Origin of the sequence: Massilia sp. TSP1-1-2 (genome assembly GCF_049896185.1) — a bacterium.
In the GTDB taxonomy this organism is placed as follows: Bacteria; Pseudomonadota; Gammaproteobacteria; order Burkholderiales; family Burkholderiaceae_D; genus Telluria_A.
In genome coordinates this window covers 62,463-83,525 of record NZ_JAFCTU010000006.1, presented here as the reverse complement: position 1 = coordinate 83,525, position 21,063 = coordinate 62,463, and the positions used below count along the sequence as shown (strand labels likewise).

16 protein-coding genes are annotated in these 21,063 nt (G+C 62.3%); 11 read left to right on the top strand and 5 right to left on the bottom strand.

Annotated elements, in window-relative coordinates:
• The first annotated feature begins 11 nt into the window (after positions 1-11).
• The 3 genes from ACP7BV_RS07190 to ACP7BV_RS07180 are packed head-to-tail and all read left to right on the top strand — an operon-like array spanning position 12 to position 3,212.
• Complete coding sequence (locus ACP7BV_RS07190; protein WP_426102988.1) at positions 12-710, top strand: SapC family protein; 699 nt, start codon at positions 12-14, stop codon at positions 708-710.
• Entirely contained in the window at positions 703-1,695 is a 993-nt protein-coding gene (locus ACP7BV_RS07185; RefSeq protein ID WP_426102986.1) for a cupin-like domain-containing protein, read from the top strand. The genes ACP7BV_RS07190 and ACP7BV_RS07185 overlap by 8 nt, the downstream gene beginning before the upstream one ends.
• 11 nt (positions 1,696-1,706) lie before the next feature.
• On the top strand, positions 1,707-3,212 hold the full coding sequence (locus tag ACP7BV_RS07180) for a tryptophan halogenase family protein (RefSeq protein ID WP_426102984.1): 1,506 nt from the start codon (positions 1,707-1,709) through the stop codon (positions 3,210-3,212).
• On the opposite strand, the gene ACP7BV_RS07175 is transcribed toward ACP7BV_RS07180, so the two are convergent.
• On the bottom strand, positions 3,209-4,501 hold the full coding sequence (locus ACP7BV_RS07175) for an ATP-binding protein (protein WP_426102982.1): 1,293 nt from the start codon (positions 4,499-4,501) through the stop codon (positions 3,209-3,211). The two genes, ACP7BV_RS07180 and ACP7BV_RS07175, sit on opposite strands and share 4 nt — an antisense overlap.
• Positions 4,502-4,579: 78 nt before the next feature.
• Complete coding sequence (locus tag ACP7BV_RS07170) at positions 4,580-5,854, bottom strand: ferritin-like domain-containing protein (protein ID WP_426102980.1); 1,275 nt, start codon at positions 5,852-5,854, stop codon at positions 4,580-4,582.
• 163 nt (positions 5,855-6,017) lie between these two features.
• On the opposite strand from ACP7BV_RS07170, the gene ACP7BV_RS07165 reads away from it, so the two are divergent.
• The 5 genes from ACP7BV_RS07165 (at position 6,018) to ACP7BV_RS07145 (ending at position 15,467) form a co-directional block, all read left to right on the top strand.
• Positions 6,018-6,983 carry an extracellular catalytic domain type 1 short-chain-length polyhydroxyalkanoate depolymerase gene (locus ACP7BV_RS07165; RefSeq protein WP_426102978.1) on the top strand — a complete coding sequence of 322 codons (966 nt, stop codon included), beginning with the start codon at positions 6,018-6,020 and terminating at the stop codon, positions 6,981-6,983.
• A gap of 191 nt (positions 6,984-7,174) precedes the next feature.
• On the top strand, positions 7,175-13,990 hold the full coding sequence (locus ACP7BV_RS07160; RefSeq protein ID WP_426102976.1) for a HAMP domain-containing protein: 6,816 nt from the start codon (positions 7,175-7,177) through the stop codon (positions 13,988-13,990).
• Complete coding sequence (locus ACP7BV_RS07155) at positions 13,975-14,820, top strand: hypothetical protein (RefSeq protein WP_426102974.1); 846 nt, start codon at positions 13,975-13,977, stop codon at positions 14,818-14,820. The genes ACP7BV_RS07160 and ACP7BV_RS07155 overlap by 16 nt, the downstream gene beginning before the upstream one ends.
• A gap of 48 nt (positions 14,821-14,868) precedes the next feature.
• A complete protein-coding gene (locus tag ACP7BV_RS07150; RefSeq protein WP_426102972.1) occupies positions 14,869-15,213 on the top strand; it encodes a DUF5710 domain-containing protein in 345 nt (114 codons plus the stop codon).
• The gene (locus ACP7BV_RS07145; RefSeq protein WP_426102970.1) at positions 15,210-15,467 is read left to right on the top strand and encodes a hypothetical protein; all 258 of its coding nucleotides are present in this window, start codon (positions 15,210-15,212) and stop codon (positions 15,465-15,467) included. The genes ACP7BV_RS07150 and ACP7BV_RS07145 overlap by 4 nt, the downstream gene beginning before the upstream one ends.
• 24 nt (positions 15,468-15,491) lie before the next feature.
• Here ACP7BV_RS07145 and ACP7BV_RS07140 read toward each other — a convergent pair whose 3' ends face one another.
• The gene (locus tag ACP7BV_RS07140; RefSeq protein ID WP_426102968.1) at positions 15,492-17,366 is read right to left on the bottom strand and encodes a prolyl oligopeptidase family serine peptidase; all 1,875 of its coding nucleotides are present in this window, start codon (positions 17,364-17,366) and stop codon (positions 15,492-15,494) included.
• Positions 17,367-17,690: 324 nt separating this feature from the next.
• Positions 17,691-18,449, bottom strand: coding sequence for a hypothetical protein (locus ACP7BV_RS07135; RefSeq protein WP_426102966.1), 759 nt, complete (start codon positions 18,447-18,449; stop codon positions 17,691-17,693).
• 138 nt (positions 18,450-18,587) lie between these two features.
• On the opposite strand from ACP7BV_RS07135, the gene ACP7BV_RS07130 reads away from it, so the two are divergent.
• From ACP7BV_RS07130 to ACP7BV_RS07120, 3 genes are read left to right on the top strand one after another with little or no spacing between them, the layout of a single operon-like run.
• Positions 18,588-19,310 carry a substrate-binding periplasmic protein gene (locus ACP7BV_RS07130; protein WP_426102964.1) on the top strand — a complete coding sequence of 241 codons (723 nt, stop codon included), beginning with the start codon at positions 18,588-18,590 and terminating at the stop codon, positions 19,308-19,310.
• Positions 19,310-19,804: a cupredoxin domain-containing protein gene (locus tag ACP7BV_RS07125; protein WP_426102962.1), complete on the top strand. Its 495-nt coding sequence runs from the start codon at positions 19,310-19,312 to the stop codon at positions 19,802-19,804. Before ACP7BV_RS07130 ends, ACP7BV_RS07125 begins: the two co-directional genes overlap by 1 nt.
• A 39-nt stretch (positions 19,805-19,843) precedes the next feature.
• A complete protein-coding gene (locus ACP7BV_RS07120) occupies positions 19,844-20,461 on the top strand; it encodes an LON peptidase substrate-binding domain-containing protein (RefSeq protein WP_426102960.1) in 618 nt (205 codons plus the stop codon).
• Between the two features lie 46 nt (positions 20,462-20,507).
• Here ACP7BV_RS07120 and ACP7BV_RS07115 read toward each other — a convergent pair whose 3' ends face one another.
• The gene (locus ACP7BV_RS07115; protein ID WP_426102958.1) at positions 20,508-21,044 is read right to left on the bottom strand and encodes a hypothetical protein; all 537 of its coding nucleotides are present in this window, start codon (positions 21,042-21,044) and stop codon (positions 20,508-20,510) included.
• Positions 21,045-21,063: the final 19 nt, after the last annotated feature.

The following is a 21,063-nucleotide window of genomic DNA, read 5'->3' as shown; positions in this document are numbered from 1 at the left end:
GGGACACCACCATGCCACACCATGTTTTGCTAAACAATATCGAGCACAAGGATGTGCGCATCGTCACCCGCCGCGGCGCCGCCCATGGGGACGATGTCATGCTCGCCATCACCTTCCCGGCGGAATTTCGCGACTTGCAGGCGCATTATCCGATCGTCTTTCGCAAGACGCCCGACGGCACGGGTTTCGAGCCGGTAGTGCTGTTTGGTTTTCAGGAACGGGAAAACCTGTTCCTCGGTCCGAACGGCTGGGACGCAAGCTATGTGCCGCTAGCAATTGAGCGTCAACCCTTCCTGATCGGCATCACCAACGGCGAACCGATGGTGCACATTGACCTGGCCAGCCCGCGCGTGAGCGCGGCCGATGGCGAAGCAATTTTCCTGGCCCATGGCGGCAATACGGAGTTCCTGGAACAAATCAATTCCATCTTGCTGGGCATTTACCAGGGCGTGCAGGCAACGGCGCCCTTTATCACCGCCTTGCTCGAGCATGCCTTGCTCGAATCATTCGTTGTCGACATCGAACTTGACGATGGATCGCAAAACCGGCTGGCCGGCTTCTACACGATCAATGAAGACAAGCTGGGCGCACTTCCCGGCGACGCCGTCGCGCGCTTGCACCAGGCCGGCTACCTGCAAGCCATTTACATGGTGCTCGCATCGATGTCGAATTTCCGCGCGCTCATCGCGCGCAAGAACCGCCATGCGTGAGCTGCATGGCGTCGATGCGCATTCGCTCAGCGAACAATTGCTGCAGTCGACGGAACCGGTCGTGCTGCGCGGCCTGGTCGCCGCCTGGCCGGCGGTGCGGGCCGGCCTGGCGTCGGAGCACGGCGCCGAGCAATATGTGCGCCGCTTCTACCGCGACGCCACCGTGGTCGCGTTCCTGGGTGCACCGGATATCGATGGCCGCTTTTTCTACAACGAGGACTTGAGCGGCTTTAATTTCGCCCCGATCCGGGCCCGGCTCGACGCCATCCTCGATGAAATAACCGCCCACCGCAACGACGACAAGCCGCCCTCGGTCTATGTCGGCTCGACCACTATCGACACCTGCCTGCCAGGGTTTCGCGATGAAAACGACGTCACGCTGGGCCAGCGCGATGCGCTCGCCAGCATCTGGATCGGCAACCAGACGCGCATTGCCGCCCACTACGACTTGCCCGACAACCTGGCTTGCATCGTCGCCGGCCACCGGCGCTTTACGCTGTTCCCGCCAGACCAGTTAACTAATCTGTACATCGGCCCGCTCGACTTTACGCCCGCCGGACAAGCCATCAGCCTGGTCGACTTCAAAAAGCCGGACCTGCATCGTTTCCCGAAGTTCGCCGACGCCATCGAGCACGCGCAGGTCGCCGAACTCGGTCCCGGCGACGCTATTTTTATTCCGAGCATGTGGTGGCACCACGTCGAGGCGCAAGACAACTTCAACGTGCTGGTCAACTATTGGTGGCGCCAGTCGCCCGACTACATGGATACGCCCACCAATACGCTGATGATGGCCTTGATGAGCATGCGCGACTTGCCGCGCGAACAGCGCGCAGCGTGGCAGGAAATTTTTCGCCATTACGTATTTGAAGCCGACGCGGCCACCTCCGCCCATATCGGCAAAGACGCGCAGCGCGTGCTGGCGCCACTGAACGAAGACACTGCCCGGATGTTGCGCGCGCAGTTGATCAAGAAAATGAATCGTTGAAGGAGACTGCAATGCAAGAGCAATCCAGGCCACAACACCGTCCCGTGCGGCGCGTCGTCATCGCCGGCGGGGGCACTGCGGGCTGGATGGTCGCGGCCGGCCTGTCCAAGGTGCTGGGCAAGCTGCTCGATATCAAGCTGATCGAGTCTGACGAGATCGGCACCGTGGGCGTGGGCGAAGCAACCATTCCCACCTTGATGAACTTCCACAGCTTGCTGGAAATTAACGAACAGGAATTCATGGCCGCCACCCAGGCGACCTTTAAACTGGGCATCAGTTTTGAAAACTGGCGCAACTGCAAGGAAGACTATATCCATTCCTTCGGCCTGACCGGCACCGATCACTGGACTGCGGGTTTCCAGCACTTCTGGATGAAAGGTCGCGAACGGGGGCTGGCAGGCGACTATGGCGACTACTGCCTGGAACTGAAAGCGTCGCAGGCGAACCGCTTTGCGCACTTGCCGCGCAATGGCATGAATTACGCGTACCACCTGGATGCGAGCCGCTACGCGCGTTACCTTCGCACATTTTCCGAGCCGTTCGGCGTGCAGCGCATTGAAGGCAAGATTGCCAAGGTCAACACCGATGCGCTGAGCGGCGACATCACCTCGCTGCTGCTCGCCTCGGGCGCGCTGATCGAAGGCGACCTGTTCATCGATTGCACGGGTTTCCGGGCGCTGCTACTGGGCGAGGCCATGAAGGAAGCATACGAGGACTGGTCGCACTGGCTGTTTTGCGACAGCGCCATTGCCGTGCAGACCGAATCGGTGGGCCCGGCCATACCGCTGACGCGTTCGATCGCCCATGATGCCGGCTGGCAGTGGCGCATTCCGCTGCAACACCGCGTGGGCAATGGCATCGTGTTTTCGCGCCGCTACACGGACGACGACACGGCCCGCGCAACGTTACTGGGCAATATTGAAGGCATGGCATTGACTGAGCCGCGCGTGATCCGCTTTACGCCGGGACAACGGCGCAAGACCTGGCGCGGCAATTGCGTGGGCATTGGTCTTGCCAGCGGCTTTCTGGAGCCGATCGAATCGACCAGCATTCACCTGATCCAGCGCGGCATTATTCGCCTGCTGCAAATGTTCCCGACCGATGGCATTCGCCAGAGCGACGTGGACGAATACAATTTCCAGACCAGCAGTGAAATCCGGCACATCCGCGACTTCATCATCCTGCACTATCACGTCACGAACCGGCGCGACACGCCGTTCTGGCGCGACGCGGCCGGCATGGACATTCCTGCTTCGCTGCGCCACCGCATCGAGCTGTTCCGCGAAACGGGGCGGGTATTTCGCATTCCCAACGAATTATTTGCGGAAAACTCCTGGATCCAGGTCATGCTGGGGCAGGGCATCATGCCGCAGCAGCACCATCAAACGGCCGACTTGATGGGCGACGAAGAACTCGGGCAATTTCTGGGCGCGATACGCGACGGCATCAACAGGACGGTGGCGCAATTGCCACCGCATCAATCGTACATGGAGACTTACTGCGGAGCGCGCCCTTAAGCCGCGCTGTGCGGGACGCGCACCAGGAAGGTGCCGCCGTGCCCCATGCCGTCGCTGGCGGCGCTGACGGAGCCGCCATGCGCTTCCAGCAAGCTTTTGACCAGCGCCAGGCCCAGGCCCAGGCCGCTGCTGCCGCGCTGCGTGCTCTGTTCTGCCTGGACGTACAGGTCGAACAGGCGCGGAATCAATTCCTTGGTGATGCCGATGCCATTGTCGGTAATGCTCAGTTCGACCATGCCGGCGCTGCGCGTCAGCGCCACCGTGATGGCGCCCCCATCGGGCGTATACCGGATCGCGTTCGCCAGCAGGTTGCCCGTCACTTGCACTAGGCGCACCGCTTCGCCCGATACCATGCAGGCGTGATCGGGCAAGGCGACGTCGAGCGTGTGGTGCTTGGCTGCGGCCCCCGCCGTATGCTGTTCAATGGCGTACTGGACCACCTCGCGCATGTCGACCGGCGACTTTTTCAGCAGCACCGTGCCGCGGCTGATGCGCGACACGTCAAGCAAGTCTTCCACCATGCGCGTCATGTGCGTGACCTGGCGCGAAATCAATTGGGCCAGCTGGGCCTGGCGCTCGGGCGGCACCGACGGCGTCTCCAGCATCTGGGCCGCCATGCCGACCGCCGACAGCGGACCGCGCAGCTCGTGGCTCAGGATGGCCAGAAATTCATCCTTGCGCAAGTCGGCCAGTTCCAGCGTGGCCGCTTTTTCATCCAGGCTGGCATTTAGCGCCAAGACCGTGCTGTTGGACGTTTCCAGCGTTTCGGTGAGCAAGACCAGTTCTTCCTGCTTTTCCTGCAACGCTTCCACGGTGCTGGTCAGTTCCTTGTTCTGGTCCTGGACTCCCGACAACACCACGTGGCCGGGCAGCTGCGCTAGTTGCCGGCTAAACGCTTCAATCACGGCCGGCGTAAGCAAGGCGCCGTCCTGCGGCAGCGGCACCTGCAGCACGATCGTAGTGCCGCCTTCTGCATCGGTGCTGATGTCGTATTGGTCGATCAGACGCCGCACGCCGGCGGTGTCGTCCTCGCTGCGGCGGCGCGCGCCCGGTTCCTTGATCGACACCACCAGCAACTGCGGCAGTAGCGCGTCTTCCACGGCGAACGCGACACTGCCCGCTCCGGAATCGTTGATGATGTTGCGGGCCAGTTCAGACACGGCCGTCGAGATGCGCGCCTGGTCGCGCGGCAGCAGGCCGGCCAGCGACGCGATCTGCCGCGCGCGCTGGCGCGCTGCGACAACCTCCAGTTCGGCTTTCACGGCAACAGTCAGGATCGAATGGGGCATGCTCTACAATTTCACTTAAATAATTCTCGGGAATATACAGGCAATTTCGTTTCCCAGAAGTAAAGTATTGTAACGCGACTAGGTAAGCTCCTGCAGCTGCGCGGCCAGTGCGCGCAGCTGGCCGCCGAGGCTGGCGTCGACAGCCGGCCAGGCGGCGGCCGCAGTATCGAGTGCGAGCGCGATTTCGTTGGCGCGCTCGGCCATAAACAGGGTGCCCGCATGGCGTTGCGGCAAGGCCAGCGCGGAGCGGGGCAAGTGAAAGTTCATGCCCGCGCACACAGTGCCTTGGTCATCGGCCGGCAGCGTGGTCAGGGCGACTGCCAGTGAATTGATCACATGCATCAGGCCGACGGCGCCGTCGATATCCACCCGGCGTCGCGCGGCCGTGCCGCGTTCCATGCCGGTGCCGCTGGCCAGCAGGCGCAGCATCAGGCCATACACGGCGTTCGCCAGGTCGAGCACGCGCGCCGCCTCTAGCGCCTCGACATGCGTGGTGCCGCAAGGATCAATTGGCGCCAGCATGACAGGGTCGCTGGCCAGCGCGCGGTGCGGCACGAAGCCGGGGTCCTCGCGCAGGAAGGCATCGTATTGCTCGCCCATGGCCGAAAAGCGCGCGAAGTGCGATTCGGCGGCGTCCGGCCGCCGGCTTTCCCGGCCGCCTTCACCTTGCTCGATGATCACCTCGATGGCCTTGCGCGCGCTGGCCAGGTCGGTGACGGCGAACAGGCCGTCCAGGTCCATCAGGTCGCGCCCGAGCTGTGCTTCCGGGTTGCCGATAAACAGGATTGCCTCACCCATGCTTGCCGATAATTGCTCAAAGCCTTGCTCGATGCCGCGGTACAAGTGGCCGACGGTATCGTAGTCTTCGGCGGTGGGCGTGAGCGTGGAGGTGGGGCTGCGCCGTTCATAGTCCAGGGGCGATTCAAAGCCGCGCGCCTGCGCCATTTCCATGCCTTCGGGACGCTCCAGGTAAATAAAATGCGCCAGCGTATCGCGCGTTAACGGCGCCAGCCGCACCACCAGGCTGGACGGATGGTAGCCGGGCGGCACCGGGAAATTCTGGCGCCGGAAGTGGGGCGGCGAGCCTATGCTCATGAGCATGTTGTTGACCATCGCCAAGTGCACCATTTCTTCCATGGCAACGCCGCGTATTTGCTTGCGCCAGCGTTCGATGCTGGCCAATTGCTCGGGCGTGACGCCTTCGTCGACGGTTCGCTTGAGCGACCAGCCGGCGTACAGGTAAGTGCACATCAGGCCGTGCTCGATTTCCGCCGCTTCGGTCAGCAGGTAAATGAGCTGTTCACGGTCGTTGACCCGCACATCATGCTGGTCGGTATTGAATGGCTTTTCCATGGGCGAAGTATACCTGATCTAACAGCGCTGATCTGCCAGCGCGCTTAGTCGTTCTCCTACTCCGATTCGCGACAAACGCCGACGTAGAAGGCAGCAAGCGCCGTGCATACTCATCAAAAAACATTGGGGACTCATCTGTCGCCTTTCTTCTGGAGCGTTATCAATGTTAAATCCAATGTTCGATGCCTGGGCCAGCCTGTGCTCCGTCAACCCTTTTGCGTGGGATTGCGGCCAGCTTGATGTCGCTGTCGCACCAAGCCGCGCCAGGGCGGCCAAGTTGCCGCCTTCGCTGATCGCGCAACGCCTCGTCACGGACGCCGGCTCGCTGGACTATAAATTGTATGTGCCGGCCAGCTATACGGGGCGTCCTGCGGCCTTGCTGGTAATGCTGCACGGTTGCAGCCAGGACGGCGCCGATTTTGCGCGCGGCACCGGCATGAACGAGCTTGCCGAACAGTACCAGTGCCTGGTGGCGTATCCGGAACAGTCGTCTTCCAGCAACGGCGGCAAATGCTGGAACTGGTTCGAGGCTGCCCACCACCACCGCGGCGGCGGCGAACCTGCCCTGATCGCCGGCGTTGCGAACAAGGTGATGGACGAGTACGTGATTGACCCCGCCAAAGTCTTCATCGCCGGTTTGTCGGCCGGCGGCGCCATGGCCGTGGTACTGGGCAGAACGTATCCGGACCTGTTTTGCGCGGTTGGCTGCCACTCGGGCCTGGCGCACGGGTGCGCAGTTGGCACCGGCCAAGCCATGCAGGCAATGCAATACGGCGAAGCGGCCGGCGCCGCGCCGCTGGCGGGCGCCTTGCCGCTGATTGTGTTCCATGGCGACATGGACAGCACCGTCCATCCACGTAACGGCGATGGCGTCATTGCACAGTCGGTCGATCTGAGCCGGTTGCGGCCGGGCACGGTGCAGACGGGCCAAGCCACCGGGCGCAGCTTTACGCGGACGATTCACCGCGGCCCCTCGGGCGCCGTGATGGCGGAACACTGGACCGTGCACGGCAGCGGCCACGCATGGTCGGGCGGCAGGCGCCAGGGCAGTTACACGGACGCCAGCGGACCGGATGCGAGTGGCGAAATGATGCGTTTTTTCATGGAGGTGAGTGACCAGCGGAAATAGAGTTTTCCTTGGATTACGCTGTCAAGGCGCCAACCTGCAGGCAATTCCGGCTGAATGCGGCGCTCGCGCCGCTGGACGCAGGTTTTGTCTGTCGCTTCATCCCAAAAAAAAGGGCTAGTTTCAATAGAACATTGCTTGCAAGCATAATGATTGACATTCAAAATGTCTGCTCACAAACAAGGAGCAGTCACATGGATGTCATAGCAGAATCAAACGAAGTTCTCGATTCAAAGTTACTGCTGACTGCTTTGGTAGCGTTGCGCCGAGGTGACTTTTCCGTGCGGCTGCCTTCCGACTTGACGGGCATGAACGGCAAGATCGCCGATACCCTCAACGACATTATTGAAAACAGCGACAAGATCGCGGAGGAAATTGTCAGCGTGAGCCGCGTGGTCGGCCATGACGGCCGCCTGCTGCAGCGCGCAGCCTCGCCCACCGTGGGCGGCGGCTGGGCCACGATCATCAATTCGGTCAATGCCTTGATCGACGACCTGGTGCGCCCGACCACTGAAATGGCGCGCGTCATTGGCGCCGTGGCAAAAGGCGACCTGTCGCAAAACATGGCGCTGGAAGTGGACGGGCGCCCCTTGCGCGGTCAGTTCCTGCGCGCCGCATCGACCGCGAACACGATGGTGGACCAGCTGTCTTCTTTCGCCTCGGAAGTCACGCGCGTGGCGCGCGAGGTGGGTACCGAAGGTAAATTGGGCGGCCAGGCCAATGTGCCGGGCGTTGCCGGTACCTGGAAAGACTTGACCGACTCGGTCAACTCGATGGCCGGTAACCTCACTTCCCAGGTGCGCAATATTGCGGAAGTCACGACCGCGGTGGCCAACGGCGACTTGTCCAAAAAAATCACGGTCGACGTGCGTGGCGAAATCTTGCAGCTGAAAGACACGATCAACACCATGGTGGACCAGCTGCGCTCGTTCGCCTCGGAAGTGACGCGCGTGGCGCGCGAGGTCGGCACCGAAGGCAAACTGGGCGGCCAAGCTTACGTGCCCGGCGTGGGCGGCACCTGGAAGGATTTGACCGACAACGTGAACTTCATGGCGTCCAACCTGACGGGCCAGGTGCGTAACATTGCCGAAGTGACGACCGCGGTGGCGAATGGCGACTTGTCCAAAAAGATCGCCGCCGACGCCAAGGGTGAAATCTTGCAGTTGAAGGACACCATCAACGTGATGGTGGACCAGCTGTCCTCGTTCGCCTCGGAAGTGACGCGTGTGGCGCGCGAAGTGGGTACCGAAGGCAAGCTGGGCGGCCAGGCGCAGGTGAAGGGCGTGGGCGGCACCTGGAAAGACTTGACCGACTCGGTGAACTCCATGGCCGGTAACCTGACCGGCCAGGTGCGCAATATTGCCGAGGTGACGACGGCGGTGGCGAACGGCAACCTGTCGAAGAAAATCACCGCAGACGCCAAGGGCGAAATTCTCGAGCTCAAAAATACGATTAACGTGATGGTGGATCAATTGTCTTCCTTTGCGTCCGAGGTCACCCGGGTGGCGCGCGAAGTCGGTACCGAAGGAAAACTCGGCGGCCAGGCGCAGGTGAAGGGCGTGGGCGGTACCTGGAAAGACTTGACCGAAAACGTCAACTCGATGGCCGGTAACCTGACGCGCCAGGTGCGTAACATCGCGGAGGTGACGACGGCGGTGGCAAACGGCAACCTCTCGAAGAAAATCACGGCGGACGCCAAGGGCGAGATCCTGGAGCTGAAAGACACGATTAACGTGATGGTGGATCAATTGTCTTCGTTCGCCTCGGAAGTCACGCGCGTGGCGCGCGAAGTGGGCACCGAAGGCAAACTGGGCGGCCAGGCGCACGTGCCCGGCGTGGCCGGTACCTGGAAAGACTTGACCGACTCGGTCAACTCGATGGCGGGTAACTTGACGGGCCAGGTGCGTAACATTGCCGAGGTGACGACGGCGGTGGCGAACGGCGACTTGTCGAAAAAAATCGCGGCCGACGCCCAGGGCGAAATCTTGCAGCTGAAAGACACGATCAACGTGATGGTGGATCAATTGTCTTCCTTCGCCTCGGAAGTCACGCGGGTGGCGCGCGAGGTCGGTACCGAAGGCAAGCTGGGCGGCCAGGCAAACGTGCCGGGCGTTGCGGGTACCTGGAAAGACTTGACCGACTCGGTGAACTCGATGGCGGGTAACTTGACGGGGCAGGTGCGCAACATCGCCGAGGTGACCACGGCGGTGGCGAACGGCGACTTGTCCAAAAAAATTGCGGCCGACGCCCAGGGCGAGATTTTGCAGTTGAAAGACACGATCAACGTGATGGTGGACCAATTGTCTTCGTTCGCATCCGAAGTGACGCGCGTTGCGCGCGAGGTGGGTACCGAAGGCAAGCTGGGCGGCCAGGCGCAGGTAAAGGGCGTGGCCGGTACCTGGAAAGACTTGACCGACAACGTGAACTTCATGGCCTCGAACTTGACGGGCCAGGTGCGCAATATCGCGGAAGTAACCACCGCAGTGGCCAACGGCGAGCTGTCCAAAACCATCACGGCGGATGCAAAAGGCGAAATTCTCGAGCTCAAGAATACGATTAACGTGATGGTGGACCAGCTCAATTCCTTCGCCTCGGAAGTGACGCGCGTGGCGCGCGAGGTGGGTACCGAAGGCAAGCTGGGCGGCCAGGCCAATGTGCCCGGCGTGGCAGGCACCTGGAAAGACTTGACCGACTCGGTGAATTCGATGGCCGGTAACCTGACCGGCCAGGTGCGCAATATTGCGGACGTGACGACGGCGGTGGCAACGGGCGACTTGTCCAAAAAAATCACGGCAGACGCCAAGGGCGAGATCCTGGAACTGAAAGACACCATCAACGTGATGGTGGACCAGCTCTCCTCGTTCGCCTCGGAAGTGACGCGCGTGGCGCGCGAAGTGGGCACCGAAGGAAAACTCGGCGGCCAGGCGCAGGTGAAGGGCGTGGCCGGCACCTGGAAAGACTTGACCGACAACGTGAACTTCATGGCCTCCAACCTTACCGGCCAGGTGCGCAACATCGCCGAGGTGACCACGGCGGTGGCGAACGGCGACTTGTCCAAGAAGATCACCGCCGACGTCAAGGGCGAGATCCTGGAAATGAAAGACACCATCAACGTGATGGTGGACCAATTATCCTCCTTTGCCTCGGAAGTGACGCGCGTGGCGCGCGAGGTCGGCACCGAGGGTAAATTGGGCGGGCAGGCCAACGTGCCGGGCGTTGCAGGTACCTGGAAAGACTTGACCGACTCGGTCAACTCGATGGCCGGTAACCTGACCTCGCAGGTGCGTAACATTGCAGACGTGACGACTGCGGTGGCGAACGGCGACTTGTCCAAGAAGATCACGGTGGACGTGCGCGGCGAGATCTTGCAGCTGAAAGACACCATCAACACCATGGTCGACCAATTGCGCTCGTTTGCCTCGGAAGTGACGCGCGTAGCGCGTGAAGTCGGTACCGAAGGGCGCCTGGGCGGCCAGGCCAATGTGCCGGGCGCCTCGGGCACCTGGAAAGACTTGACCGACAACGTGAACTTCATGGCGTCCAATCTCACCGGCCAGGTGCGTAACATCGCTGAAGTGACCACCGCGGTGGCAAACGGCGACTTGTCCAAGAAGATCACCGTGGACGTCAAGGGCGAGATCCTCGAACTGAAAGACACCATCAACGTGATGGTCGATCAACTGTCCTCCTTTGCGTCGGAAGTGACGCGCGTGGCGCGCGAAGTGGGCACCGAAGGAAAACTCGGCGGCCAGGCGCAGGTGAAGGGCGTGGGCGGCACCTGGAAAGACTTGACCGAGAACGTGAACTTCATGGCCGCCAACCTGACGGCGCAGGTGCGCGGTATCGCCGGCGTGGTGACCGCCGTGGCAAAAGGCGACATGAAGAAAAAGCTGACGGTCGCGGCGCAAGGCGAGATCGCATCGCTGGCCAACACCATCAATGAAATGACCGATACGCTGGCCGTGTTTGCCGACCAGGTGACGGGCGTGGCGCGCGACGTGGGCGTGGAAGGAAAGCTGGGCGGCCAGGCATCGGTGCCGGGCGCCTCGGGCACGTGGAAAGACTTGACCGAAAACGTGAACCAGCTGGCGGCGAACTTGACGACCCAGGTGCGCGCGATTGCCGAAGTGGCCACGGCGGTGACGCGCGGCGACTTGTCGCGCTCGATCCAGGTCGAAGCGCGCGGCGAAGTGTCCGACCTGAAGGACAACATCAACGAGATGATCCGCAACCTGAAAGAGACCACGCAAAAGAACGCCGAGCAGGATTGGCTCAAGACCAACCTGGCGCGCTTTACGCGCCTGTTGCAAGGCCAGCGCGACATCGAGGAAGTGACCAAGCTGATTCTCTCGGAGCTTGCGCCGCTGGTCTCGGCCCACCATGGCGTGTTCTTCATGATGGACGCCCATGACCTCAAGCCGCGCCTGAAAATGATCGCCAGCTACGGCTACCGGTCCGACCGCGAGCTGCCTACCTCGTTTGCTCCCGGCGAAGGGCTGGTTGGCCAGTGCGCCATTGAAAAGCAGCGCATGTGGCTGACCAACGTGCCGCGCGATTATGTCGTGGTGTCGTCGGGCCTCGGTTCCGCGCCGCCCACCAACATCGTGGTGTTGCCGATCCTGTTCGAGCAGGAAGTCAAGGCCGTCATCGAGATCGCCTCGCTCGACCGCTTCACGCAAACCCACATGGGCTTTCTGGACCAGTTGATGGGTTCGATTGGCGCGGTGTTGAATACGATCGAGGCCAACAGCCGCACCGAGTCGCTGCTGACGCAGTCGCAGTCGCTGGCGCAAGAACTGCAGCAGACCAACCAGGAGCTGGCCGAAAAGGCGCGCTTGCTGTCGGACCAGAACAGCGAGGTGGAACGCAAGAACCGCGAGGTGGAACAGGCCAAGCTGGCGCTGGAAGACAAGGCCACGCAGCTGGCGCTGTCGTCCAAGTACAAGTCCGAGTTCTTGGCCAATATGTCGCACGAGCTGAGAACGCCCCTGAACAGCCTGTTGATCCTGGCGCAGCAGCTGGGCGACAACCCGAACGGCAACCTGTCCAAGAACCAGGTCGAGTATGCCAAAACCATCCACGGCTCCGGCTCCGACCTGCTCACCCTGATCAACGACATTCTCGACTTGTCCAAGATCGAGTCCGGCACGGTGACGCTGGAAGTGTCGGAGTCGCGTTTCCCGGTGCTGGCCACCTACGTGGAGCGCACCTTCCGCCACATGGCCGAAGCCAAACTGGTCAAGTTCTTCATCGAGATGGATCCGAGCCTGCCGCTGGCAATGATGACCGACACCACGCGCTTGCAGCAGATCCTGAAAAACCTGCTGTCGAACGCGTTCAAGTTCACCGCCAACGGCGAAGTCACGCTGCGCATCGGCATGGTGCAAAGCGGCTGGACCCCGGAACACCCCACGCTCGACCGCGCCGACGCGGTGGTGTCGTTCTCCGTCACCGACACCGGCGTGGGCATTTCGGCCGACAAGCTGCAGCTGATCTTCGAAGCGTTCCAGCAGGCCGACGGTTCGACCGCGCGCCGCTACGGCGGCACCGGCCTTGGCCTGTCGATCTCGCGCGAACTGGCGCGTTTGCTGGGCGGCGAAATCCGGGTCAGCTCGGTGGTCGGCAGCGGCAGTACCTTTACCTTGTTCCTGCCGTATAACCATTCCGGCTTTGGCGCCTACCAGCTGTCCATGGAGCCGGCGCCGCTGCGCCAAATCGCCAACGAGCTGGCGCCCATGCCGATTCCGGGCGTGGTCACGCTGCCGTTCAACGGCACCACGCCGCGCGTGAACCTGCACGATCCGGACTTCGACGACCGCAACCTGGTGTCCTCGGGCGACCAGTCGGTGCTGATCGTCGAGGATGACTCGCGCTTTGCCAACATCGTGCTCTCGCAGGCGCGCGCGCGCGGCCTGAAAGGCATCGTCACCTTCAGCGGTGAATCGGTGCTCACGCTGGCGCGCGACTACCTGCCGATCGCCATCCTGCTCGACCTGGACTTGCCCGGCACCGACGGCTTTACGGTACTCGACCGCTTGAAGCGCGACCCGACCACGCGCCACATTCCCGTGCACGTGATGTCGAGCATGCGCGAGCGCGAAAAGGCGCTGCGTGCCGGCGCCATCTCGTACCTGAACAAGCCGGTCAAGCCGGAGCGCCTGGACGAGGAATTCAGCCAGATCCTGCGCTTCATGAGCCAGACCCGGCGCAGCCTGTTGATCATCGAGGACGACGAAGTGCAGCGGCTCGACATCACCCAGCTGATCGGCGACTCGGACCTGGAACTGGTGGCCGTCGACACCGGCGCCAAGGCGCTGCAAGTACTCAATGAGCGCCGCTTCGACTGCGTGGTGCTGGACCTGTCGCTGCCGGACATGGACGGCTTCACGCTGTTGGACACCATTAGCAAGGACCCGAATTTGCGCGACCTGCCGGTGGTGGTCTACACCGCCGCCGAACTCTCGCGCAAGGAAGTGACCAAGCTGAAACGCTTTGCCAAGACCATCGTGGTCAAGGATGCGCGTTCGCGCGAGCGCCTGCTGGACGAAACGGCGCTGTTCCTGCACCGTTCGCCGGCGCGCCTGCCCGACGAGCAGCGCCGCATGCTCGAGCAGGTGCAGGCTTCCGAGGGCGACCTGGTGGGCCGCAGCGTACTCGTGGTCGATGACGACCTGCGCAACATCTTCGCGCTGACGACCGTGCTCGAACGCTACCAGATGAAGGTGCACTTCGCCGAAAACGGCAAGGACGGCATCAAGATGCTGGAAGAAACCGAGGGCATCGAGATCGTCCTGATGGACATCATGATGCCGGAGATGGACGGCTACGACACGATGCGCGCGATCCGCAAGATCGCCCGCTTCAAGACGCTGCCGATCATCACCTTGACGGCCAAGGCCATGAAGGGCGACCGCGACAAGTGCATCGCCGCCGGCGCATCCGACTACATCACCAAGCCGGTCGACGTGGCGCAACTGCTCTCGCTGATCCGCGTATGGCTCGGTCATTGACAGTGGCCGACGAGGCCAGCGTCGCGCAGCTGGAAACGAGCCTGCTGGTCGAAGGCATGTACCGGCGCTACGGTGTGGACTTTCGGGGCTTCGAACCGGTGGCCCTGGAGCGCAGGATCGACGCGTTCGTGGCGCACGCCGGCGTTGACAGCATCTCGGCCTTGCAGGGCAGGGTGCTGCACGATGTCGGCTTTGCCAGGGAAACGATGCGCCACCTGAGCCAGGGCGCCAGTGGTTTTTTCACGGGGCCGCAGTGCTTCATGGCGATGCGCTGCGCGGCCTTGCCGGTGCTGCGTTCAGCGTCCTGGCCGGTGGTGTGGCTGGCAGAATGCGCGGACCCTGGCCTGGTGCTGCAGCTGGCCGTCATGCTCGAGGAAGAAGGCTTGCTCGGCAAGACGCAGCTGTTTGTCACCAGCGCCAATGACGACGTGCTGGGCGAGGTGGCGGCTCTTGCCGTCACCGGCGCGAGCATGCTTGAGCGCGACGAGCGCCATTTGAAAGGGGGCGGGCGCCATTCGCTGCTGGCGTACTGCGAGCGCGTGGGCGAGCACTACAAGCTGCGCGCGGATTTGCGCCAGAACATCGTGTGGGGCCAGTACGACCTGGCGAGCGACGCCTCCTTCAATGAGTTCCACCTGATCGTGTGCCAGCGTCCGCTCAAGGATTTCGACGTGCCGCTGCAGCGGCGTGCGCTCGGCCTGTTCAGCGAAAGCCTGTGCAACTTCGGCATCTTGCAGGTGGAGCCGCCCAGCGACTTGCTGGGCACGGAGTTCGCCAAGGACTTCAGTTGCGTGCTCGGCGAGCAAGGGGTGTACCGGCGCCTTCCATAGTGGGACAATACGGCATCCTGTCAGGGGCGACTACATGAAAGCGACCACATGAAATTCTTGAAAGTTCCGTTCGCGGAAAAAGACGAAGCAAAATCCCTGGGCGCGCGCTGGAACCAGGACCGCAAGGCCTGGTACGTGCCCGACGGCGTGGCCGACGCACCCTTTGCGCGCTGGCTCACGGCGGGAGGCGAGGCGCCGCCCGTGAAAGAAAAGGCGGCCAAGCTTGACACCTATTCGGGCAAACCCGTCGTCGGCAAGCAATACTTTGAACTGGAGCATGGCTGCAATCCCTTCAGCGCCTGCGCCCAGTGCGCGCCGGTGCTGGCCAAGGCCGGCTGGAGCGCGGCCAATGATGCCGTGCGGACCATGCTGGCGGCCATGCCGGCCAGATGAGCGCGCCCGAGTGCAACCGCACCATGGAACAGGCGCGGCGCGACTTTGCGCTCGGGCGCCTGAGCGGCGCGATGCTGCTGCGCGTGCCGATGACCGCAGGCCACTGGAACGTGCGGCTGGTGGGCGCCAAGGGCGACGCCGGCATGCTGCTTGAGGTCAAGAACCTCGCGCCACAGGTGTTTGCCAGCCTGGACCAGGCGGTCCAGGCGCTCGAGCAGATCGGCTTTGCCTTCACCCAGCTCAAGGTACAGTAAGGGGGCAGCAAGGGTGCAGCAAGCCTATTTGGCCAGGTGCTTGCCCAGGAAAGCTTCCAGCCGTTCGTAGAATTCCTGCTGGCGCTTGGCGTCGTAAAAGCCATGGCCCTCATCCTTTTCCAGGATCCACTCCGGCGGACGGCCAGCCTTGATGAGCGCCTCGCGCATCATCAATGCCTGGTTCAGTTCAGTGACCTTGTCATTGCCGCCGTGGACCAGCAAGACTGGCACGGTAATGTTGGCAGCGAGCGTTGCGGGCGACTGCTGGCGCAGCTGCGCTTCGTCACTACCCATTACCTTGGCCAGGTAGTTCTTGGCTTGCTTGTCACCGATCAAGCGGTCCGTTGTATAAGCGTGGGGCAAGTAGTAGATGCCCGAGTAACCGACCGCGCATTTGAACATGGCAGGTGCGCGGACCGGCAGCATCAGCGCCGCGTAGCCGCCGAAGCTGGCGCCGAACACGCATACCCGACTGGCGTCGATCTCGCTTTGGGCGCCGGCCCATTTCACGCCGTCGATCAGATCGTCCATCATCTTGCCGCCCCATTCTTTGTGGCCGGCCGCTTCGAAGCGCTTGCCGCGCCCGCCCGAGCCGCGGAAATTGACTTGCAGTACTGCGTAGCCTCGGCTGGCCAGAAATTGCGCGTCGGTATCGAAGTACCAGTCGTCGGCAATGCCGATCGGTCCCCCATGGGGCAGCAGCACCATCGGCAATTTGCCCTTGCCCGGATTGGCCGGCAGCGTGATGAAACCGGACACCGGCAGGCCGTCGCGGGCGGTGAAGGTGAACGGGCGCCGCTCGGCCATCTGGGCGGGATCGATTTTCTCCATGTTGGAAAACAATGCGTCCGCTTGCGCCGTCTTTTTGTCGTACAGATAGTAGGTGCCGGGATCGCGGTCGCTGCGCACGCTAAAGAGCAAATGCTGGCCGTCGTCGCTGAAATTAATGAAGGAAACGTAGGCGTTGGGAAAAGCGGCACTGAGTGTCTTGTGCAGCACGGCGTCGGGCAGCTTGTCGTCGAGGTAGGGCGCGCGCGGAATGCCCACGGCCGACGAGTAGGCGAACGGCACGCTGGGCCTGGCGGTGTATTCAAAACGGTCGATATTGCCTAGCGGATCGCTGGCAATCGGGGTGCGCGCTCCGCTTGCCATGTCTTCGCGCAAGATGCTGTATGGCCCGCCATTTTGGGCCTGGCTGACGTACACCGCCTTGTCGTCCGGCGTGAACGCGAACGGGTGGTAGCGTGAACCTGGCGTCTCAAAGCTGACCGGGCGCCATTGGCTGCTGCCGTCGTCGAGGCGGAACAGCACCGCCTGGTTGTTCTCGTTTACGCCCGAGGCAAAACGCGGCTTGCCATCATGCTGGACTTCAAAATCAAGATCCTCCGCCGGTATGTCAGCAAGCAATTTTCGGGCCGAGGTCACGGAATCGATGTCGTACAGCATGCTGCGCTTGCTATCCCAATAATGGCTGCCCAGCAGCACATGGCCATCGCGCTGCTCCGGGATGTGGGTTACATGCGCATAGCCATAATCGTCGCCATAGCGGTCGCCCTTGCTCGACTGCCTGAATCCTTTATAGCCGAATAGATATTGCTGTTGCGTGCCGTCGAGATTAACGGCAACGACCTCACCGGTTGCAACCGGTTTTTCGCGCAGGCCGATTTCCCGGCCCTTCTTGACGGCCAGCCGCTTGTTGGTAAGCCAGAGAAAATCCGCGGGGATTTCGAAAGCGGGCAAGCCGATCGAGCTGACGTGTTTCAGTTCAGGTACGGTGTAGACCGACAGCGTCGGAATCATCCTGCCATTGCGTTCCATCCTGACATTGATGGCGACATGCTTGCCATCGGGCGCAAGGCGGGCCTGGCTGTAAGTGGCGGCCTCAGTAAAATTCTGCACGGGGACGAGCGCGTCGGCCGCAGCCGCGTCTAAGACCGCGAGCGACAGCAGACAGGGGATAAGGCAAGATCTCATGGTTAGGTTATCAAAAAAGTAATTAACCGATGGTAACATTGTTTATTGGCGATGATCGAGATTTTGTTTTGGCATGGTTTTCTTTTTGCAACAATTTGTACTCCACGATCTGCAGGCGACAAGAATTATCCAAATTTACATATTATTGATATGATAAGTTTATACATGAGCTCGCTTCACTTGTAAAAGAGTTACCAATGAACCGTTACTTGAAGGCAGCGTTCCTGACTGTTTGCCCCGGGTGAGGATTTAGTAGTGGCGCCGCCGGGCGACCTTGTCCCATACCCGCGAGACCCAGCTTGGCTGCCATGAAACGCCCGCGCTTTTTTCGTGCGGGGAGCGGGAATCGAACTGCTCGTTCTGGGCGCTCGGCTGGATCGCCACTACGCCCGGCCCGCTGATCGGGATCGTCACGCCCAGTTCGGGCATTTCCTTTTCTACCGTGCAGTTGCACCCGATCAGGTCGAGCGTGCGCGAGAAGCGCTGCGCCGTCACGTGGTCCAGCCGGCGCTTGAGCACCGCCTTGGGCATGGCCAGCACCTCGCGCACTTCTTCGGGCGAGCGCTTGAACAGCGGCACCAGCTTGGCCACGATTGCTTCGCGGTCGACATTTTTCTGGATGCTGTCGAGCGTGATGCTGAACGTCGCCGGGCGGTGCACCTTGTCGGCCTGCTCGTCCAGCACGGTCAGCGCGAGCGCACCCGCCCGGCGCAGCAGGAAGGGAATGACTTCCACGTTGCGCGCGACAATCTGTATGGCGCCGGCGTCGCCGGTGAACCCTTCCATCAGCGGTACGTGGCCCCACGGACACACCGGGCTGCCTTCGGCGTTGTCGTAAATGCCAGTCGACGGGCACGGAAAACGGGCCGTGAGTGCATCGTGGAACTGAATCAGCCGGGGCGACGGCGCCAGCCCTGCTGACTCGCGCAGCAAGTTGTCCGCAAATCCATAGGCATCATGGTTGTACGGGGGCACCGTGGGCACGACAATTTTTAATATATAGTTCATAAGAAACTAATGTTAGCGCGAAGAAACCTCAATTGTATTTCATTTGAGCATGGACTTCGGCAAATTCGTGGAGTGTGTGGTTTTGTCGGTGTTACCATTTCGCTCGTTGTACAAATTATCTTATGTGAGCAATCAAGCATGTTCAAGCACATCGTTTGCATCCTCGCCGCGCTGGCGGCAGCAGGCACGGCCACCGCCGGCAACGACCAATTGCGTATGATCGCGCCGCTCAACCATGCCATGCCGCTGGCCAGTTTCAAAAGCGACAAGCTGAGCGGGGGTATTTTGAAGGACCTGGGCGAGGCCATCGCACGCCGCCTCGGCCGCAGCATCATCTTTATTAGTGTAGCAGGCGACCAGGTCGGCGCCGCACTTTCGGACGGCAAGGCCGACGGTGTCTGTTATGTGCGGCCGTTCTGGATCGACGGCGATTTTGACTGGAGCGCTCCGCTGCTGCCCGATACCGAAGTCGTCGCTTCCCACCCCGACATGCCGGTGCTGCGTTCGCTGTTGGACTTGCGCGACCGTCCGGTAGGCACCGTCACCGGCTACCGCTACCCGCGCGTCGAGCAAGTGCTCGGTTTGCGTTTTCTGCGCAGCGATTCGCCCACCATGGAAGAGAACCTGCACAAGCTCATGCTGGGCCACGCGCGTTACACCGTGATCGTGCAGTCTACGCTGGCGTACCATGCAAAGATGAACAAATCCCTGAAGCTGCGACCTGACCTCACGGTTGCTTCCTTTTCGGCGCAATGCGCATTTTCGCGCCGCAGCCACCTGCCGTTCGCCGACGTCGACAAGGCGATCAATGGCCTCATTGCAGACGGCAGCGTGCAGCGGATTCTGGCGAGGTATCGCTAGTGTCGTCGCAACCACCGCCGCCAGCGCCGCCGCCAGCGCCGCTACCGCACGCTGCGCTCGAACACGCGCGCCGCCATGCGCTGCTCTCGCTGCTGTTGTTGATCGCCGTGATCGCACTCGCCTGGGCCGCGTTGGCGCCGCTGGGCGCACGCGAGCGCACTCTCCTGCTCAAGATTGCGCCAGGCACACAGACACGGCGCCAGTCTGGCGACATGACCGGCGCCTTGCCCCCGACAGTGCGCCTGACGCTGGGCGTGCGCGACGTGCTGCACATAAAAAACAATGACACGGCCCCGCACTTCCTGGGCGCCATCTTGGTCAAGCCGGGGCGAGAAATGCACCTGCCGTTTGAGCAGGCCGGCAGCGAAGAGTTCACCTCAAGCGCGCATCCCGGGGGCAAGCTGACGGTGCTGGTCGAACCCTGGCCCGATCCCGGCACCGCGCGCCTGCGCTGGCGCCTGCGCGCACTGGTGCAGGCTGTCCGCCACTATTAATGGTGCGCCGCCATGCGCGGATTCTGGCATGATGGACGCATGGCCGCTCTTACTTTTCCCCTGTTCCCGCTTGGCACCGTGCTGTTTCCAGACGGCGTGTTGCCGCTGCAAATTTTCGAGGTGCGCTACCTCGACATGATCGGCCGCTGCATCGCCGACGGCACGCCGTTCGGCGTGGTGTTGCTGACCGAGGGCGGCGAGGTGCGCACGCCCGAGGGGCAGGAACGCTTCCTGCCAACGGGCACCCTGGCCTCGGTCCAGGACACCACCGCGTCCGCGCCGGGCTTGCTGCACGTTAGCTGTCGCGGCGGCGCGCGCTTTCGCATTCTTTCCAGCGAACGGCGCGCCAACGGCCTGTGGATGGCCAACACCGAGCTGGTGGAAGACGACCGCAGCATCCCGATCCCGTCCGAACTGCAAGGCGCCGCCGACGCGCTCGACAAGGTGTTCGCGTCGCTGCACGAAGTACCCGAGCAGCGCTGGCCGGTGCTGCCGCCATTCCGGCTTGACGACTGCGGCTGGGTGGCCAACCGCTGGTGCGACTTGCTGCCCTTGCCCAATCTGCAAAAGCACAGCCTGCTGATGCTCGACAATCCCGTCATCCGCCTCGAACTGATGCATGACATGCTCGACGAGCACGGCCTGATCACCTCGTAAATAGCAAGGCGGCCGTGCCAGCGGCGGCAGGATCGTGCTGCGTCGCTTACTGGCTCGTGGACTTGGTCTCGCTCTCGCCCCCGGCCGTGCCGTTGCCGCCGGCGGCGCCGCTGCCGTAGGCCGAACCGCCCGCATTGATATTGACCGATTTGTCGACCTGAACCGAACCTGCCGCGTCGCCTGCCTGGCGTGCACCGTTCTGCGCTGCGCCGCGTGCGTTGCCCACAGTCGAACGCGCGTAGCCGCCCGTGCTGTCGGCCTGAGCGCGCGCCGCATCGCGCACGGTGCCCGCCGTGCGGCGCCCGCCGCCGGCAAGGTCCGCATTCATGCCGCTTGATGCCGAGCCCGAAAGCGCACCGGAAAGAGTGCCGTTGCCGCCACCCTGGCTGCCCATGCCGCCGCCCATGCTGCCGTCCATACCGCCGCCCATGCCGCCGCCCATACCGCCGCTGCCGCCTAGCATGCCGCCCAGCGATCCGCCAAGGCCGCGGCCGCCGCCGCCCAGTAATTGGGCCTGGGCCGAAGCGGCCATGCCAAAGGATGCGATGAGGGCGATGTGGATGGCGATGTGTTTAATTTTCATGATGTTCTCCTGTAAGCGG

Excerpts from the sequence above, each read along its gene's own strand:
- ACP7BV_RS07190 (WP_426102988.1), top strand. The coding sequence starts at position 12 with ATGCCACACCATGTTTTGCTAAACAATATCGAGCACAAGGATGTGCGC.
- ACP7BV_RS07185 (WP_426102986.1), top strand. The coding sequence starts at position 703 with ATGCGTGAGCTGCATGGCGTCGATGCGCATTCGCTCAGCGAACAATTG.
- ACP7BV_RS07180 (WP_426102984.1), top strand. The coding sequence starts at position 1,707 with ATGCAAGAGCAATCCAGGCCACAACACCGTCCCGTGCGGCGCGTCGTC.
- ACP7BV_RS07175 (WP_426102982.1), bottom strand. The coding sequence starts at position 4,501 with ATGCCCCATTCGATCCTGACTGTTGCCGTGAAAGCCGAACTGGAGGTT.
- ACP7BV_RS07170 (WP_426102980.1), bottom strand. The coding sequence starts at position 5,854 with ATGGAAAAGCCATTCAATACCGACCAGCATGATGTGCGGGTCAACGAC.
- ACP7BV_RS07165 (WP_426102978.1), top strand. The coding sequence starts at position 6,018 with ATGTTAAATCCAATGTTCGATGCCTGGGCCAGCCTGTGCTCCGTCAAC.
- ACP7BV_RS07160 (WP_426102976.1), top strand. The coding sequence starts at position 7,175 with ATGGATGTCATAGCAGAATCAAACGAAGTTCTCGATTCAAAGTTACTG.
- ACP7BV_RS07155 (WP_426102974.1), top strand. The coding sequence starts at position 13,975 with ATGGCTCGGTCATTGACAGTGGCCGACGAGGCCAGCGTCGCGCAGCTG.
- ACP7BV_RS07150 (WP_426102972.1), top strand. The coding sequence starts at position 14,869 with ATGAAATTCTTGAAAGTTCCGTTCGCGGAAAAAGACGAAGCAAAATCC.
- ACP7BV_RS07145 (WP_426102970.1), top strand. The coding sequence starts at position 15,210 with ATGAGCGCGCCCGAGTGCAACCGCACCATGGAACAGGCGCGGCGCGAC.
- ACP7BV_RS07135 (WP_426102966.1), bottom strand. The coding sequence starts at position 18,449 with ATGAACTATATATTAAAAATTGTCGTGCCCACGGTGCCCCCGTACAAC.
- ACP7BV_RS07130 (WP_426102964.1), top strand. The coding sequence starts at position 18,588 with ATGTTCAAGCACATCGTTTGCATCCTCGCCGCGCTGGCGGCAGCAGGC.
- ACP7BV_RS07120 (WP_426102960.1), top strand. The coding sequence starts at position 19,844 with ATGGCCGCTCTTACTTTTCCCCTGTTCCCGCTTGGCACCGTGCTGTTT.
- ACP7BV_RS07115 (WP_426102958.1), bottom strand. The coding sequence starts at position 21,044 with ATGAAAATTAAACACATCGCCATCCACATCGCCCTCATCGCATCCTTT.